Annotated in this window: 15 protein-coding genes and 1 pseudogene; 11 read left to right on the top strand and 5 right to left on the bottom strand. The window is 68.6% G+C overall.

The features are described 5' to 3' along the window. The 4 genes from IEY89_RS21170 to IEY89_RS21155 all read left to right on the top strand — a co-directional run. Nucleotides 1-355, top strand: a 355-nt coding sequence (locus IEY89_RS21170) for an MBL fold metallo-hydrolase (RefSeq protein WP_189149013.1), incomplete at its 5' end; no start/stop codon positions are given. A 279-nt stretch (nt 356-634) separates the two neighbouring features. Then, nucleotides 635-997, top strand: coding sequence for a bifunctional 3-phenylpropionate/cinnamic acid dioxygenase ferredoxin subunit (locus tag IEY89_RS21165; RefSeq protein WP_189149012.1), 363 nt, complete (start codon nt 635-637; stop codon nt 995-997). Then, a complete protein-coding gene (locus IEY89_RS21160; protein ID WP_189149011.1) occupies nt 994-2,160 on the top strand; it encodes an NAD(P)/FAD-dependent oxidoreductase in 1,167 nt (388 codons plus the stop codon). The genes IEY89_RS21165 and IEY89_RS21160 overlap by 4 nt, the downstream gene beginning before the upstream one ends. Nucleotides 2,161-2,353: 193 nt before the next feature. Next, on the top strand, nt 2,354-3,481 hold the full coding sequence (locus tag IEY89_RS21155; protein WP_189149010.1) for an aromatic ring-hydroxylating oxygenase subunit alpha: 1,128 nt from the start codon (nt 2,354-2,356) through the stop codon (nt 3,479-3,481). Nucleotides 3,482-3,552: 71 nt separating this feature from the next. Here the strand turns inward: IEY89_RS21155 and IEY89_RS21150 are convergent, their stop codons facing one another. Continuing rightward, nucleotides 3,553-4,299, bottom strand: a complete 747-nt coding sequence (locus IEY89_RS21150) for an IclR family transcriptional regulator (RefSeq protein WP_189149032.1) — start codon at nt 4,297-4,299, stop codon at nt 3,553-3,555. A gap of 201 nt (nt 4,300-4,500) precedes the next feature. Between IEY89_RS21150 and betA the strand changes: the two genes are divergently transcribed. Together betA and IEY89_RS21140 are read left to right on the top strand one after the other, a co-directional pair. After that, a complete protein-coding gene (betA, locus tag IEY89_RS21145; protein ID WP_189149009.1) occupies nt 4,501-6,180 on the top strand; it encodes a choline dehydrogenase in 1,680 nt (559 codons plus the stop codon). Between the two features lie 9 nt (nt 6,181-6,189). Then, nucleotides 6,190-7,026, top strand: coding sequence for a methylenetetrahydrofolate reductase (locus IEY89_RS21140; RefSeq protein WP_189149008.1), 837 nt, complete (start codon nt 6,190-6,192; stop codon nt 7,024-7,026). A 319-nt stretch (nt 7,027-7,345) separates the two neighbouring features. Here IEY89_RS21140 and IEY89_RS21135 read toward each other — a convergent pair whose 3' ends face one another. Both IEY89_RS21135 and IEY89_RS41935 read right to left on the bottom strand, forming a co-directional pair. Further along, nucleotides 7,346-7,852, bottom strand: coding sequence for a hypothetical protein (locus IEY89_RS21135; RefSeq protein WP_189149033.1), 507 nt, complete (start codon nt 7,850-7,852; stop codon nt 7,346-7,348). A gap of 304 nt (nt 7,853-8,156) precedes the next feature. Then, nucleotides 8,157-8,288: pseudogene (locus IEY89_RS41935) on the bottom strand (IS5/IS1182 family transposase); the annotation flags it as partial. A gap of 102 nt (nt 8,289-8,390) precedes the next feature. Here IEY89_RS41935 and IEY89_RS21125 point away from each other — a divergent pair. Continuing rightward, nucleotides 8,391-9,002, top strand: a complete 612-nt coding sequence (locus IEY89_RS21125; protein WP_189149007.1) for a hypothetical protein — start codon at nt 8,391-8,393, stop codon at nt 9,000-9,002. Between the two features lie 257 nt (nt 9,003-9,259). On the opposite strand, the gene IEY89_RS21120 is transcribed toward IEY89_RS21125, so the two are convergent. Beyond that, nucleotides 9,260-9,814 carry a GNAT family N-acetyltransferase gene (locus tag IEY89_RS21120; RefSeq protein ID WP_189149031.1) on the bottom strand — a complete coding sequence of 185 codons (555 nt, stop codon included), beginning with the start codon at nt 9,812-9,814 and terminating at the stop codon, nt 9,260-9,262. Nucleotides 9,815-10,001: 187 nt separating this feature from the next. Then, nucleotides 10,002-10,883, bottom strand: coding sequence for a formyltetrahydrofolate deformylase (gene purU, locus IEY89_RS21115; RefSeq protein ID WP_189149006.1), 882 nt, complete (start codon nt 10,881-10,883; stop codon nt 10,002-10,004). A gap of 253 nt (nt 10,884-11,136) precedes the next feature. On the opposite strand from purU, the gene IEY89_RS21110 reads away from it, so the two are divergent. From IEY89_RS21110 to IEY89_RS21095, 4 genes are read left to right on the top strand one after another with little or no spacing between them, the layout of a single operon-like run. After that, nucleotides 11,137-12,612 carry an aldehyde dehydrogenase family protein gene (locus IEY89_RS21110; protein ID WP_189149005.1) on the top strand — a complete coding sequence of 492 codons (1,476 nt, stop codon included), beginning with the start codon at nt 11,137-11,139 and terminating at the stop codon, nt 12,610-12,612. A gap of 20 nt (nt 12,613-12,632) precedes the next feature. Next, nucleotides 12,633-13,763: a quaternary amine ABC transporter ATP-binding protein gene (locus IEY89_RS21105; protein WP_189149004.1), complete on the top strand. Its 1,131-nt coding sequence runs from the start codon at nt 12,633-12,635 to the stop codon at nt 13,761-13,763. Further along, the gene (locus IEY89_RS21100; RefSeq protein ID WP_189149003.1) at nt 13,760-15,781 is read left to right on the top strand and encodes an ABC transporter permease; all 2,022 of its coding nucleotides are present in this window, start codon (nt 13,760-13,762) and stop codon (nt 15,779-15,781) included. The genes IEY89_RS21105 and IEY89_RS21100 overlap by 4 nt, the downstream gene beginning before the upstream one ends. Nucleotides 15,782-15,795: 14 nt before the next feature. Then, a complete protein-coding gene (locus IEY89_RS21095; RefSeq protein ID WP_189149002.1) occupies nt 15,796-16,788 on the top strand; it encodes an ABC transporter substrate-binding protein in 993 nt (330 codons plus the stop codon). Nucleotides 16,789-17,050: the final 262 nt, after the last annotated feature.

Here is a 17,050-nt window from a genome sequence, read left to right as displayed (position 1 = left end):
CCTGTGGAAGCAGACCCACCCGGACCGGGAACCCGACGCCTGGCTGACCGACGGCCAGGTGCTGACGGTCGCCGGGGTCGGGCTTACCGTGCTGCACACTCCCGGCCATGCCCCGGGCGCGGTCTGCCTGTACGCACCCGCCCTGAGCGCCCTCTTCGGCGGTGACACCCTCTTCGCGGGTGGCCCCGGGGCCACCGGTCGCTCCTACTCCCACTTCCCGACCATCGTCGACTCGATCCGCGACCGGCTGCTGACCCTGCCCGGCGACACCGTCGTATACACCGGGCACGGGGACACGACAACCGTCGCCGCCGAGGCCCCGCACCTCCAGGAGTGGATCGACCGCGGTTTCTGACCGTCCGGGCCGTCCGGGCCCTCCGGCGATCCGTACGCCCCCGGAGTGGGGGCGTTGCTGCCCGATGCCTGCCCGATGCCTGCCCGAGCTGCCCTGACGCGCTCGGACAGGCATCGGGCTCGCTTGGTTTTTGGTTGTGCAATATGCGTTGCGTTGTTCAGGGCGCAACCCGTGTATTGGCTCATCCCGGCCTTCTGGACTTCTTGACAAGGGTTCAGGGCGCCCTCAAACTGGCGTTGCGCTTACCGCAATCCGTTTCGCTATACGCACCGAGGTGTCATGATGATTCCCGCGTGCCGTCTCGCGGATCTCCCGCGAGGTGAGGCCTTCCGGCTCGACATCGACCCGCCCGTCTCGGTGTTCCACACCGACGACGGCGAGGTCTTCGCCATCGACGACACCTGCACCCACCAGGATGCCTCGCTCGCCGACGGCTGGCTGGAGGGCTGCGAGGTGGAATGCCCGCTGCACGCCTCGAAGTTCGACCTGCGCACCGGTGCGGTCGACTCCCCGCCGGCCAGGCTGCCGGTGCGGACGCACGAGATCGTCGTCGAGGACGGCATGATCCATGTACGGGTGTCCACGGACGCCCCCAACCTGCCGCCCTGTATCGCGTCCCGGCTCGCCGGGGGTCCCGCGTGAGGACGGTGGCCGTGGTGGGCGCCTCACTGGCAGGACTGTCGGCGGCGCGCTCCCTGCGCACACAGGGGTACGACGGACGGCTGGTCCTCATCGGCGACGAGGCCCACCGCCCGTACGACAGGCCGCCCTTGTCCAAGGAGTTCCTGGCCGGAACCCTCGGCGAGGCGGATCTCGGACTGGAGACGGACGGCGAGGACCTGCGCGCCGAGTGGCTGCTCGGCACCCGCGCGACCGGCCTCGACCGCACCGACCGGTCCGTCCGCCTCGCCGACGGCCGGGACGTCCGCGCCGACGGAGTCGTCATCGCGACCGGCGCCGCCGCCCGCACCCTGCCGGGTGCCGACGGACTGGCCGGCGTGCACACCCTGCGCACCCTCGACGACGCCCGCGCCCTGCGCGACGAACTGGCCCGTGGCGGACGGCTGGTGGTGATCGGCGGCGGCTTCATCGGCGCCGAGGTCGCCTCCACCGCGTACGCCCTCGGCCTCGACGTGACGGTGATCGAGGCCGCCCCCACCCCGCTCGCCGGACCGCTCGGCGAGACCATGGGTGCCGTCGTCTCCGGTCTCCACGCGGACCACGGCGTACGGCTGATGTGCGGGGTCGGGGTCAAGGGGCTGAGCGGGGAGCGCCGGGTAGAGGCCGTTCTGCTGGCGGACGGGCGCGGTGTTCCCGCCGACATCGTCGTCGTCGGGGTGGGCGCGCGGCCCTGCGTCGACTGGCTGGCGGGGTCCGGCGTCGCCCTTGAGAACGGCGTCAAGTGCGGCGCCGACGGCCGCACCAGCCTGGCCGGTGTGGTCGCGGTCGGCGACTGCGCCAACTGGTACGACCCCCGGACGGGGACCCATCGCCGGGTCGAGCACTGGACCGGTGCGATGGAGCGTCCCGCTGCTGCCGTGGCTGCCTTGTTGGCCGGGGGTGCGGTGGAGGCGGGGGTGCCCCGGCCGCCTTATTTCTGGTCCGATCAGTACGGGGTGAAGATCCAGTTCGTCGGTCACGCGGGTGTCGCTGACAGTGTGACGGTCGAGGAAGGGGCCGTGGGCGACCGTAACGTCCTGGCTGTTTATCGGCGGGGCGGGGAGCCGGTTGCCGTTCTTGGGATGAATCAGCCCCGGCTTTTTGTGCGGTGGCGGAAGCAGTTGGCTCTTCCGGGGGTGCGGTGATTTCGGCTGCTGGCCCGGTGGGGGCTGGTCGCTTCCCCACTCTCGACTTCGCCCGACCGGGGGGACCCCCATCGTGGCGGAGCCGCAGATCAGATACAGCCCCGCGCCTCTGACGTGCGCGCCCCTGCGGGGCGCTACGTCATATCCGGTTGACCGATCCACACGACCACGACGTTTCTCCGAGGAGTGCACCGTGACCTCGACCAGCCTGCCCGACAGTCTGATCGCGACCCTGCCCGGCTCCTCCTACACGGACGCGGGGATCTTCGCCCAGGAGCAGGAGCGCATATTCGAGACCATGTGGTTCTGTGTCGCGCGCGCCTCCGAACTGGCGAAGCCCGGTGCCTTCCGGACCGTCGACGTGGGCCGCGAGAGCATCCTCGTGACGCGGGCGCGGGACAACTCGATCCGCGCCTACTTCAACGTCTGCCGGCACCGTGGCGCCAAGCTCTGCACCGAGGAGTCCGGCGAGGTCAAGCGGGCTTTCCAGTGTCCCTACCACGCCTGGACGTACGGCCTGGACGGCAAGCTCGTCGCCGCGCCCAACCTGACCAAGATGCCCGACGTCGGGCGTACCGAGTACGGCCTGGTGAGCGTGGCCGTCCGGGAATGGCTCGGCTATGTCTGGGTCTGCCTCGCGGAGAACCCGCCCTCCTTCGAGGAGGACGTCATCGGCGAGGTCATCGGCCGGCTCGGTGACGTCGAGTCGATCGAGCACTACGACATCGACAACCTCTCGGTCGGCAAACGGATCGTCTACGACGTGAAGGCCAACTGGAAGCTCATCATCGAGAACTTCATGGAGTGCTACCACTGCGCCACGATCCACCCCGAACTCACCGAGGTGCTCCCCGAGTTCGCCGACGGCTACGCCGCCCAGTACTACGTCGGCCACGGCGCCGAGTTCGGTGGGGAGGTCCAGGGTTTCACCATCGACGGCTCCGAGGGACTGGACCGCATCCCGGGTGTCGCCGAGGACCAGGACCGCCGCTACTACGCGATCACCGTCAGACCGCAGGTGTTCATCAACCTCGTACCCGACCACGTGATCTTCCATCGCATGTACCCGGTGGCCGCCGACCGCACGATCGTCGAGTGCGACTGGCTGTATCTCCCGCACGTCGTCGAGAGCGGCAAGGACGTCAGCCGGTCCGTGGAGCTCTTCGACCGGGTCAACCGCCAGGACTTCGAGGCCTGCGAGCGCACCCAGCCCGGGATGCACTCCCGGCTGTACGCGAAGGGGGGCGTCCTGGTTCCGAGTGAGCACCACATCGGGGCGTTCCACGACTGGGTCAACGAGCGCCTGGGTACACGCCCTTAAAGGGGGCGCAGCCCTCCTTCAAGGGGCGCGGGGAACTGCGCGACAAGCCCCCAGACCCGCACTCGACGAACTCACCCCAGATACCCCATCCGGTGACTGATCTCCGCCGCCCCCTTCACCAGCACCGGAGCCAGCTCATGCAACCGCTCCTCCGTGAACCGGTAAGAGGGCCCGGACGCACTCACCGCCGCGACAACCGTCCCGGTGTGGTCGCGGATCGGCGCGGCCATCGCGTGCAGGCCGAGCTCCAGCTCCTCCCGCGTCCACGCGTACCCCCGCTCCCGCGCCTCCCCGAGATCCTTCTCCAGCTTGGTCTTCGCGGTGATCGTGTGCGGGGTCACCTTCTTCAGCCCGGCCCCGTTCAGCAGCGCGGCGCGCTCCTTCGTGGGCAGGTGGGCCAGCAGGATCTTGCCGCTGGAGGTGGCGTGCAGCGGGGTCAGCTGGCCGACCCAGTTGTACGCGCTGACGGCGCCGGGGCCGCGTGCCTCGAACAGGTTGACGGCGTAGTGCTCCTGCATCACGGCGATGTTGACGGTCTCGCCGATCTCCTCGGCGAGCTGCTCGCAGACCGGGCGGCCCTGCTGGGTGATGTCGATACTGCCCGTCACCGCGCCGGCCAGCCGCACGATGCCGAAGCCGAGCCGGTACTTGCCGCGCTCGCCCGCCTGCTCCACCAGACCGCGCGCCTCCAGGGCGCCGAGCAGCCGGAAAGCGGTGGATTTGTGAACATCGATCTCGGCGGCGACCTCGCTGACGCCTGCCTCGCCGCGCTGGGCGAGAATCTCCAGGACGCTGATCGCGCGGTCGACCGACTGCACTCCGCCGGCCTGTGAATTGGACGTTTCGGTGTCTGTGCTGTGGTTGCTCACGGCGAAACTATACGCGCAGTAAACAACGCCATTGCAAGTAACAGCCCGGAAACCAAGAGCTTGCATGTTGCGCGTCCCGCAACCTGGTGCGTATGGCGCTACTGGATTAGCATGCCTCGCGTATCTACGGCGCGAGCGAGACGAGACATCATGGCTCCCCTGCAATACGACTTCGTCATCGTCGGCGGCGGATCGGCCGGCAGCGCACTTGCGAACAGGCTCTCGGCGGACCCGGCGAACCGGGTGCTGGTCCTGGAGGCCGGCCGGCCCGACTACCCGTGGGACGTCTTCATCCACATGCCCGCGGCGCTGACCTATCCCATCGGCAGCCGTTTCTACGACTGGAAGTACGAGTCCGAGCCCGAGCCTCACATGGGCGGCCGACGCGTCTACCACGCGCGCGGCAAGGTGCTCGGCGGCTCCAGCAGCATCAACGGCATGATCTTCCAGCGCGGAAACCCCATGGACTACGAGCGCTGGGCGGCCGACCCCGGCATGGAGAGCTGGGACTACGCGCACTGTCTGCCGTACTTCCGGCGCATGGAGAACTGTCTCGCCGCCGACCCGGACGACGAGTTCCGCGGCCACGACGGCCCCCTCGTCCTCGAACGCGGCCCGGCCACCAACCCCCTCTTCGGCGCTTTCCTCAAGGCCACCGAGGAAGCGGGGTACGCGCCCACCGACGACGTCAACGGGTACCGGCAGGAGGGCTTCGCCAAGTTCGACCGCAACGTCCACCGGGGGCGCCGGCTCTCGGCGTCCAAGGCGTACCTCAAGCCCGTCCGGAAGCGTCCCAACCTCACGGTCAAGACGCGCGCCCTCGTCACCCGCGTCCTCTTCGAGGGCAAGCGGGCCGTCGGTGTCGAGTACCAGCGCGGCAAGGGCGCGCTCCAGCAGGTACGCGCCAAGGAGGTCATCCTCTGCGGCGGCGCGATCAACTCCCCGCAGCTGCTCCAGCTGTCGGGCGTCGGCAACGCGGAGGAGCTGAGCGCTCTCGGTGTCGACGTCGTCCACGACCTCCCGGGCGTCGGCGAGAACATGCAGGACCACCTGGAGGTGTACGTCCAGTACGCCTGCAAGCAGCCGGTGTCCATGCAGCCGTACATGGCGAAGTGGCGCGCCCCCTTCATCGGCCTGCAGTGGCTGTTCCGCAAGGGACCGGCGTCCACGAACCACTTCGAGGCCGGGGGCTTCGCGCGCAGCAACGAGGACGTCGACTACCCCAACCTGATGTTCCACTTCCTGCCCATCGCCGTCCGCTACGACGGCTCGTCCCCGGCCGGCGGCCACGGCTACCAGGTGCACGTGGGCCCCATGTACTCCGACGCCATCGGCTCGGTGAAGATCAAGAGCAGGGACCCGCGCGAGCATCCGGCGCTGCGCTTCAACTACCTCTCCACCGAGCAGGACCGACGGGAGTGGGTCGAGGCGATCCGGGTGGCGCGCAAGCTCCTCAGCCAGCCCGCCCTTGCCCCCTACAACGACGGCGAGGTCTCCCCGGGAGCGAAGGTGACGACGGACGAGGAGATCCTCGACTGGGTCGCCAAGGAGGGCGAGACGGCCCTGCACCCGTCCTGCACCTGCAAGATGGGGCCCTCGGCGGACGAGATGGCTGTGGTCGATCCGGAGAGTATGCGGGTGCACGGGGTGGAGGGCCTGCGGGTCGTCGACGCGTCGGTGATGCCCTACGTCACCAACGGGAACATCTACGCGCCGGTGATGATGATCGCCGAGAAGGCCGCCGATCTCATCCTCGGCAAGCAGCCGCTGCCGGCTTCCAAGGCCGCGTACTACCGCCACCGTGACGCCGACGCCCAGCAGGCCGGGTAGGGGGAGACGTTGGGTGCCTCAGGGCTGAGGGCGCTGCTGGAGCGCGTCCGCTACGAGGTGCTGCCCGCCAAGTCGACCGAGGAGAAGGTTCTCGCCCACGTTCCGCGCGAGGTCGTCGTCACCGTGACGGCGTCGCCGGTCAAGGGGCTGGAGCCGACGCTCGACCTCGCGGGTCGGCTGGCGGCGCAGGGGTACCGGGTGGTTCCGCATGTTCCCGCGCGGCTGCTGCGGGACGACACGCATCTGAAGGACGTCGTCGACCGGTTGCGGGGGGTGGGGGTGGAGGACGTCTTCGTGCCGGCGGGGGACGCGGATCCTCCGGCCGGGGCCTACGAGGGTGCCCTGCCGGTGCTGCGCAGGCTCGGTGAGCTGGGCAGTCCGTTCACGCGGGTCGGCATCACCGGATACCCGGAGAGCCATCCGCTCATCCACGACGACGTCACCGTCCAGGCCATGTGGGACAAGCGCGAGCACGCGACGTACATCGTCAGCAACCTGTGCTTCGACGCGCGCGTGCTGGGGGAGTGGGTCGGTCGGGTGCGGCGCCGGGATGTCGCGCTGCCCGTGTACGTGGGGGTCGCGGGGCCTGTGGAGCGGGCGAAGCTGCTGTCCATGGCGACGAAGATCGGGGTGGGCGAGTCCACGCGGTTCCTGACGAAGCACGCGTCGTGGTTCCTGCGCTTCGCGGCGCCCGGGGGGTACTCGCCGGAGCGGCTGCTATCGCGGGTGGAGGGGGTGCTTACGGCGCCGGGCGCGGGGGTGGCGGGGTTGCACCTGTTCACGTTCAACCAGGTCGCGGAGACGGAGCGGTGGCGCCGGGCTGTGCTGGATCGGTTGGGCGGCTGAGAAGCTGTATCTCTCCACCGAACATGAGCAGCCGAGTTGAGACCAGCGTGCGTGAGCGCGTACAACCGCGCCGACAGGGCCTCCTGGTACTGCTCGGTGTGCTGCTCGGTTCGGTTCGCATCCCCGAGCTACCGAGAGGCCCTGCCCTCATGCGCCGCCTCCGCTGCGATCACCCGATGATCAGGCTCCCGTTCGACCGGTCAACCCCGCTGATCGGTACGCGGATGGTGTCCGGGTCCAAGCCAAGAGGCTTACGGACAGCTCCTGTTCCCAGGCATGGGTGACGTGCGCTGACTTGCGCGGGTTTCCTGGCGACGGCCTACCACCAGGGACTGCAGGTGGCGCCGGCGATCTCTCCGGGGCTGGAGAGGACCGCGCAGACCTGGAAGGCCCGGCTCGCCGAGCTACTGGTCGGGTAGGCCGGGGTCGTGATCCTGGTGCCGGCCGACTGCACCTCGAACGGGCCGCACAGGATCGTCGTCGCTTTGTTGTCGTTGGTGACATACATCCAGACGCTGGCCCTGACACGGGGTCCCCAATCGCCGGCTCCTCCGGTGCTCAGGACGCCCCACCCCATCTGTCTGCCGCCGACGGTGCCGGACTGCATCGCCCACGAGGCGACGGCGTGGGGATCGCTGATCACCAGCGCTCCCGCCCCCGCCACACCCCGGCCGCTGAGACTGTCGGGGATGTCGGTGAAACCGTTGGCGCCTCCCGTGCAGTCGGACGCCGCAGCCTGAGCCGCGCCGGAGGAACCGGCCAGAAGCCCTGCCCCGAGTACGAACGCGGCCGTTCCCACGCTGAAGATCCGGCGGATGCTGTGCATGTCTTCTCCTTGGTCGAAGAGTTGACGGCTCCCGCAGACCTGCCCTTTGCGGTCATGCCCGCCTGCCGGAACCTTCGTCATGTCGTCACGACGGTTCTGGACGACTCGCTGTATGAGTACGAAGGCGGAGGCCGGCGACACTCGCCATGGACCTGAGTGTCGAGCGAGCACGGTGTGGTGGACGCCTCGCCTTTGAGGCGGCAGTCGGCAGGATCTTCGGTTGGCATGCGCGGCCACCGATTGGTCGCGGGTGAGAACCAGGGGTGCCGTCCACAGTGAGTACGGTGTCCCTGCGGAACCTCTACGGTCGGCCCCGGCGGACCGCGTCTGCCCCGGTGCGCCGCAGGGTGGTCACCAACTTGCCGAAACAGCGCGGTTCCAGCCCGGTGACGGGGGCTATCGAGGACGGCTCCGATGACGTGATCACACCCGTCACGCCGGGATCAGGATCATCAGATCAAACCAGGCCGAGGCCGAGGCGATCGCTGCAGATACGCTTCCACCGCGCAGCCGGTGTTGAACAGAACCGGGGGAGACCGTGAACCGACCACTGCTGTTCCTCGACGTGGACGGGCCACTCAACCCCTATGCGGCCAAGCCGGAGAAGCGCCCCGACGGCTACACCACACTCAGAGTGCCCCAGGACGGCGGAACTTCAGGCGAACACGGACAACTCTCGGCGCGGCGGCGACCCTTGCGGGTCTGGCTCAACCCAGAGCACGGGCGGCACCTGCTCCAGCTCGGCTATGAGCTGTGCTGGGCCACCACATGGATGGACCAGGCCAACCGGTGGATCGCCCCGGTGCTCGGCCTTCCCGACCTCCCCTTCGTCGACTTCGGCGACGCCTTGTTTCGAGAACGCCCGGACGGAGTCCACTGGAAGACCGGTCCTTTGGTGGACTACGCCGACGGCCGCCCCTTTGCCTGGGTGGACGACGAACAGAGTGATCTGGACCAGTCGTACGTGACCGCCCACCACCGAGGCCCTGGACTTCTGCACCACGTCAACCCCCGAATCGGACTGCGCGAGAACGACTTCCACGCGCTCGCCGACTTCGCCCGATTCATGGACACTCCCCGGCAGGACTCCGTCGTTCTCCCGGTTGGCCCGACGCAGCCGGTGTGGCCTGACGCCTCGACTCGGCCGTGATGGAAGGTCGAGAACTCGCTGCCCACGTGCGGCTGTTGCCGGAAGCGGTCCGTCGTGCGCACCTGTTCCCATGCCTTGAACTCTCCTGGTTCGCACGTCTCAACTGAGTTTCCACTCAACCAGCCGAGCGGACTTGCGTCGGGTGAACCAGGACGCCAACCGTAAGAAGGGGCAGCGAGGGCGGCCGGCCGTCAGTCACGACGCTGGCCTCTACTCTGACGACCCGCTCGTGGGTATGGCGACACTGGCCGCAGACCTCAAGGCGCCGGGGGCGGTGTGGCCAGGGACCACACACCGAACCACTGTTCGGCACCCCACTCCTCGAATCGTTGCACCTCGGTGAAGCCCAGCTTCGCCGCGAGGCGCATCGAGCGGTTGTTGGCGGTCTGGGTGCAGAGCACCACCGGCTCGCCGGGAAGCGCGTCGGCGAACCAGCCGAGCGCCGCCGCGCACGCCTCGGCGGCATACCCGCGTCCCCACGCCTCCGGCAGGAACATATAGCCGAGCTCGGCCTCCCCGGCATCCGGACGCACGCGCCCCGGACGCTCCGCGTCGCGCCGATCGAACGTAGTCGTGCCGATCATCGACCCGTCGAGCTCGATCACGAAAAGGCCAGGGCGCCGCCCGGGCAGTTCAGGCACGGCGCGTTCGAGCTCGTCACGTGATCGAGGACCACCGAGGTAAGTGAGCACTTCCGGCGATGCGAACAACTCGATGAACGCCGCACGGTCCCGGGCCTCGGACTCGCGGAGCACGAGCCGCTCGGTCCTGATCGGGGCAGGCGGCCAGGCGACGGACCCCAATTCAGTCATGGCGGGCAACCTATCGCGCGCCCTCAAACGCGTTTCTCTCACGAACCAAGCCACGGCTCGGCTCCTCGGCGCCGGATACCGCTGATGGTTCGGCGACGCGAAGCGCGGACGGTCACCCCTTCGACGTGACCGGCGAACATGCCGAGACAGGCGGGTGGGTGGGAAAGGAGCCGTATACGAGCCGGGCTCAGCGGAAGACCACCGTCCGGCTCCCCTCCACCATCACCCGGCTCTCGCTGTGCCACTTCACCGCGTGGGCCAGTACCTGTGCCTCCACGTCCCGGCCCACCGTCACCAGTTCGCCGGGGTCGAGCGAGTGGTCCACCCGTACCACGTCCTGCTCGATGATCTGGCCCTCGTCCAGGTCGGACGTCACATAGTGCGCCGTCGCGCCGACGAGTTTCACCCCGCGGTCGTAGGCCTGCTCGTACGGGCGCGCGCCCTTGAAGCTGGGCAGGAAGGAGTGGTGGATGTTGATCGCGCGCCCCTCCAGTTCCTTGCACAGGTCGTCGGAGAGGACCTGCATATAGCGGGCCAGCACCACCAGGTCGATGTCCAGCTCCCGTACCAGCTCCAGCAGTCGCGCCTCCGCCTCCGGCTTGGTGTCCCGGGTCACCGGGATGTGGTGGAAGGGGATGCCGTAGCTCTCCGCCAGGCCCTCGAAGTCGCGGTGGTTGGAGACGATCGCCGGGATCTCGATGTTCAGGCCACCCGTGCGGCGGCGGAAAAGCAGGTCGTTCAGGCAGTGGCCGAACCTGGACACCATGATCAGGGTGCGGGTCGGCGTCGACGCGTCCCGCAGGGTCCAGGAGATGCCGTAGGCCTCGGCGACGGGGCCGAATCGGTAACGCAGGTTTTCCAGGTCCGCGTTCGGATCGGAAACATCGAAGTGGACCCTCATGAAGAAACGGCCCTGGAGACGATCATCGAACTGCTGGCTCTCCAGGATGTTCCCCGAGTTCCGGACGAGAAAGCCGCTCACGGCGTGGACCAGTCCCGAGCTGTCGGGACACGAGAGGGTGAGGACGTACTCACTGCCAGGTACCGGTCGAGGAAACTTAGGGGACACGTCGGCCTCCGTTGGTGCGTATTGCACAACATGGTGAGCGATACGCAACATGGTCGGCTCGGTGGCCGCTCCGGTCAAGGGCTGCCGGGTAGCTGTGCCCGTCCTGCTGAGCCCCTACTGAGCCCCTGATGGGCCCCTGTCGAAATCGTCATCCGCCAACTACTTGACGTATGTCTGCACATTCGCGAGGGTGTTCCACCACAAGCAATTGGGTGCACGATGCGCAACGAATTCCCCTGGAAAGGCTTGGCGCGTGGCAGACCTGTATGTGGACGGTGAATGGCGGGAGCCGGTGGCCGGTGGCCGCCGGGACATACGATGTCCCGCCGACGGGAGGCTCGTCGCCACCGTCTCGGAGGGGACACGTCCCGACGCCGAGGCCGCGATCGCCGCCGCCCGCCGTGCCTTCGACACAGGACCCTGGCCGCGTACCCCCGAACGGGAGCGCGGCCAACTGCTTCTGCGCACCGCGGATCTCATCGAGCGGGATGCCAAGGAGTTCGCCCGCGCCGAGTCGCTGGACACCGGCAAGCGACTGGTGGAGAGCGAGTACGACATCGCCGACGTCGTCTCCTGTTTTCGCCACTACGGCGGGATCGGGGGCACGGATGCCGGCCGCGTGATCGACACCGGCCGCGACGACGCCGTCAGCAGGGTGGTGTACGAGCCCATCGGTGTCTGCGGGCTCATCACTCCCTGGAACTACCCCCTCCTGCAGGCCAGTTGGAAGGTCGCCCCGGCCCTCCTCGCCGGCAACACGATCGTTCTCAAGCCGAGCGAACTCACCCCCTCCACCTCGATCCTGCTCATGAAGGCGCTGGCCGAGGCCGGGCTGCCGGCCGGTGTCGGCAACCTCGTGCTGGGGGCCGGGCCCGAGGTGGGCGCTCCGCTCTCCGAGGACACGGCCGTCGACATGGTCTCCTTCACCGGGGGCCTGGAGACCGGCAAGCGCGTCATGGCCACCGCCGCCGCGGGGGTGAAGAAGGTGGCCCTGGAACTCGGCGGCAAGAACCCCAACGTCGTGTTCGCCGACGCCGACTTCGAGACGGCCGTGGACTTCGCCCTCACCGCCGTCTTCCTGCACTCCGGGCAGGTCTGTTCCGCCGGAGCGCGGCTCATCGTCGAGGACTCCCTCCACGACCGGTTCGTGGACGAGGTGGTGCGGCGGGCCCGGCAGATCCGGCTCGGCGGACCCTTCGACGCCGAGGCCGAGACCGGCGCGCTGATCTCCGCCCAGCACCTGGAGAAGGTCGAGGCGTATGTCGCGGTCGGGCTCGCCGAGGGCGCCGTGCTGCGTTGTGGTGGTGAGCGGCCGGACGATCCCGCGCTCGCCGACGGCCACTACTACCCGCCGACCGTGCTCGACGAGTGCACGCAGGACATGCGGGTGGTGCACGAGGAGTCCTTCGGGCCCGTGCTCACCGTGGAGCGCTTCAGGGACGGGGACGAGGACGACGCCGTCCGCATCGCCAACGACACCGAGTACGGACTTGCCGGGGCCGTGTGGACACAGGATGCCGGGAAGGCCCAGCGGGTCGCCCGGCGGCTGCGCCACGGCACCGTCTGGATCAACGACTACCACCCCTATGTGCCGCAGGCGGAATGGGGTGGTTTCGGGCACTCGGGTGTGGGCCGGGAGCTGGGACCGAGCGGCCTGGACGAGTACCGAGAGCCCAAGCACATCTGGCAGAACATCCAACCCCGGCCGCAGCACTGGTTCCGCGGCTGAACGCCGAAAAGAGGTCGATCGTGACCCCAGTACAGACCGAGGTGCCGCAGCGGCGCGGCACGCCCCAGGACTCGGACGGCACGCCGGTCATCTCCGTGCGCGGCCTGTGGAAGGTGTTCGGTCCGAAGGCCGAGCGGGTGCCGGAGTCGGAGGAGCTGTGCGGGCTCACCCGACGCGAGCTGATGGACCGTACGGGATGCACCGCCGCCGTTCGCGACATCGACTTCGACGTGGCGCCCGGCGAGGTGTTCGTGGTCATGGGTCTGTCGGGTTCCGGCAAGTCGACCCTGGTGCGCTGTCTCACCCGGCTGATCGAACCCACCGCCGGTGAGATCGTCTTCGAGGGCGAGAACATCCGCGACGCCGACGACAAGCGGCTGCGCGAACTGCGCCGCCAGAAGTTCTCCATGGTCTTCCAGCACTTCGGGCTGCTGCCTCATCGGCGTGTTGTCGACAATGTCGCCTTCGGCCTTGAGATACGCGGGATGGGCCGGGCCGAGCGGATGAAGCGGGCCCTGGAGGTCGTCGAGCTCGTCGGTCTCTCGGGGTACGAGAACTCCTACCCCGACCAGCTCTCCGGCGGTATGCAGCAACGCGTGGGCCTGGCAAGGGCGTTGGCGGGCGACCCGGAGGTCCTCCTCTTCGACGAGCCGTTCTCGGCGCTCGACCCGCTGATCCGCCGCGACATGCAGAACGAGGTCATCCGGCTGCACCACGAGGTCGGCAAGACGATGGTGTTCATCACCCACGACCTCTCCGAGGCGCTCAAACTGGGCGACCGCATCCTCATCATGCGCGACGGCAAGATGGTGCAGTGCGGGACGGGGGACGAGCTGGTGGGCGCCCCGGCCGACGACTACGTACGCGAGTTCGTGAAGGACGTGCCGCGCGCCGACGTCCTCACCCTGCGCTGGATCATGCGCCCGGCGGTGGACGGTGACGCCCTCGACGGCCCCGAGCTGGGTCCGGACGTCGTCGTACGGGAAGCCACCCGGGCCGTCCTCGCCGCCGAGAAGCCGGTCAAGGTCGTCGAGAACGGCAAGCTGCTCGGCATCGTCGGCGACGAGGAGATCCTCGCGGTCGTCGCCGGACAGGAAGTCGCCGGGCAGGGGCAGGGACCGGGGCAGGGACAGAAAGGCGACGCGCGATGACCGTCGCCATGGAGAAACCCCCGACGCCGGAGCCGCCGCAGCCTCAGGACGCGGTGCCGGAGGCCGCCGTGCCCGTCGCGGCCGTACGCCGGGTCAGCCGGCGCATGGTGGTCGGGGCGATCCTGGTCGTCTGGCTGGTGCTGTTCGCCGTACTGCGCGGCACGCACACCCTGACGCTCGCGGCGGCGGATCTCACCGATCTGCACCGGTGGCTGAACGACGTCAACGACTCGATCGGCGCGAACCGCAACTCCAACCCGCTCTTCCTCTACTTCTTCAACGAGATCCGCCTGGTCATCGACACTCTGGTGACCTTCGTCCAGCATCTGATCTCCCAGCCGTCCGACTCCCGTCCCCTGCCGCAGATCGGGTGGCTCGGCGTCGTCGGCATCGCCGGGTTCGTGTCCTGGGCCGTGGGCAACTGGCGGGTGGCGCTGCTGACCGTGGCCGGGTTCACCTTTTTCGGGCTCCAGGGCCTGTGGCAGGAGAGCATGGACACGCTCGCCCTGACGCTCTCCGCGGTGTTCGTGGCGCTGCTGTTCGCGATCCCGCTGGGTGTGTGGGCGGGGCTCTCCGACCGGGTGCACCGGATCATGACGCCGTTCCTGGACTTCATGCAGACGATGCCCACCTTCGTCTACCTCGCCCCGCTGACCCTGTTCTTCCTCATCGGCGGCGCCTCCGCGACCATCGCCACCGTCATCTACGCGGCTCCGCCGGCGATCCGTATCACCGCGCACGCCATCCGTTCCGTGCCGGAGACCACCGTCGAGGCGGCCGACTCGCTGGGCGCGACCCGGTGGCAGTCGCTGCTGAAGGTCCTGCTGCCGATGTCGAAGCGGACCGTCGTGATGGGCGTCAACCAGACCATCATGGCCGCCCTCGCCATGGTGACCATCGCCGCCCTGATCGACGCGCCCGGCCTCGGCAAGACCGTCATCCAGGCCCTCCAGTCGCTCGACGTCGGTACGGCGTTCAACGCGGGCCTCGCCATCGTCGTCATGGCCATCGTCCTCGACCGGGTCACGACCGCGGCGAGCGTCCGCGAGGAGGCGGCCCGGCGCTCGGGCGGCCGACTCCTCGCCAGGCGGCGGCAGTTGGTGGTGGCGGGAGCGGCCGTCACCGCCGTCCTCGTCTACCTGTCGCACACCTACGTGTGGGCGGCGGAGTTCCCCGGCGAGGGCAGTGTCGGCAGTTCCGTCGCGAGCGGCGCCGACACCGCGAGCACCTGGGTGCAGGACCACCTGTCGGGCCTCACCAACACCTTCCGTGACGCCCTCACCAACGGCCTGCTCAACCCGTTCCAGACCCTGCTCACCGACTCGCCCTGGTGGCTCGTCGGCGCGGTCCTGGTCGGTCTCGGCGTGGTGCTCGGCGGCTGGCGGTCCGGGGTCACCACGGCGGTGTGCGTCGGCCTGCTGGTCGCCACCGGTGTCTGGTCGGACAGCATGACGACACTGGCGTCCACGCTCGTGGCCACGGTCATGACGATGCTGCTGGCCGTCGTGGTCGGCGTCTGGATGGGACGCAGCCCGCTCGCCGACCGGCTCGTCCGGCCCACCCTGGACGCGGCGCAGGTCATGCCGCCGTTCGTCTACCTCGTACCGTTCCTCGCCCTGTTCGGCGCGACCCGCTTCACGGCGATCGTCGCCGCCATCGTCTACGCGGCCCCCGTCGCCATGAAGATCATCGCGGACGGGATACGGAACGTGCCCGCGACCACCGTGGAAGCGGCCACCTCCGCCGGGTGCAACACCTGGCAGATCATCACCAAGGTCCAGCTGCCGATGGCACGCGGCGCCCTGACCCTGGCCACCAACCAGGGTCTGATCTACGTGCTGTCGATGGTTGTTGTGGGCGGCCTGGTAGGCGCGGGCGCCCTCGGCTACGACGTCGTGGCCGGCTTCTCGCAGGGGCAGCTGTACGGGAAGGGGCTGGCGGCGGGGCTGGCCATCGTCCTTCTCGGAGTCATGTTCGACCGGATCACTCAGGCAGCGGCGCGGCGTACCAGCGCGTAAGGAGCTAACCCACCATGGCAAGGCAAGCAACGAAGTGGAGAGCCGGCGCGGTCGGCACAGCCGTCCTCGCCCTCACCCTCACCGCCTGCGGCGGCGCGAAGGTCGGCGACGACTCCTCGGGCTCCGACACCTCCTCTTCCGGGTCCGCAGGGTCCTCGGGGAAGTGCGGCACCTTCAACCTCGCGGTCAACCCGTGGGTCGGCTACGAGGCGAACGCGGCGGTCGTCGCGTACGTCGCGGAGCAGGACCTCGGCTGCAAGGTCACCAAGAAGGACCTCAAGGAGGAGATCGCCTGGCAGGGCTTCGGGACGGGCGAGGTCGACGCCGTCATCGAGAACTGGGGCCACGACGACCTGAAGAAGAAGTACATCACCGACCAGAAGACGGCTGTCGACGCCGGCGCGACCGGCAACGAAGGCCTGATCGGCTGGTATGTGCCGCCGTGGCTGGCCAAGGCGCACCCGGACATCACCGACTGGAACAACCTCGACAAGTACGCGGCGAAGTTCAAGACCTCCGAGTCGGGTGGCAAGGGCCAACTCCTCGACGGCGACCCGTCGTTCGTCACAAACGACGAAGCGCTGGTGAAGAACCTGAAGCTGGACTTCAAGGTGGTGTACGCGGGCAGTGAGACCGCGCTCATCCAGGCCTTCCGCAAGGCCGAGAAGAACAAGGAATGGGTGATCGGCTACTTCTACGAGCCCCAGTGGTTCATGGCCGAGGTGCCCCTGGTCAAGGTCAAGCTGCCCGAGTACAAGGCGGGTTGCGACGCCGACGCGGAGAAGGTCGCGTGCGACTACCCCGTGTACAAGCTCGACAAGATCGTCAGTGCCAAGTTCGCCAAGTCGGGCAGCCCCGCCTATGACCTGGTCAAGAACTTCACCTGGACGAACGACGACCAGAACACCGTGGCCAAGTACATCGCCGTGGACAAGATGACGCCCGAGGCGGCGGCGAAGAAGTGGGTCGACGCCAACCGCACCAAGGTGGACGCCTGGATCAAGTAGTGCCTGAGGTGAAGTGAGTTGAGCATGACTGCCCGGTGGGTGGTGCGCGTACGCGTGCGCCGCCTGCCGGGCATCGCTGTGTTTCGCCCCCGCCGCCCTTACCCCGTTCCCATCCTCGGGGCGCTGCCCCCGAACCCCCGTATCGCGCTGAACGCGCTCGTCCTCAACGCCGGACGGGCTGGGGGCGGGCCCTTGACACCCACCTGCACGGCAGGCACATTGAGTTGCGCAACCTGAGTCATGTTGCGTAGACAGCAACTGA

The sequence above is a fragment of the Streptomyces lacrimifluminis genome (assembly GCF_014646095.1).
GTDB lineage: Bacteria > Actinomycetota > Actinomycetes > Streptomycetales > Streptomycetaceae > Streptomyces > Streptomyces lacrimifluminis.
The sequence above is the reverse complement of the archived record's forward strand: the minus strand, read 5'-3'. Positions and strand labels throughout refer to the sequence as shown.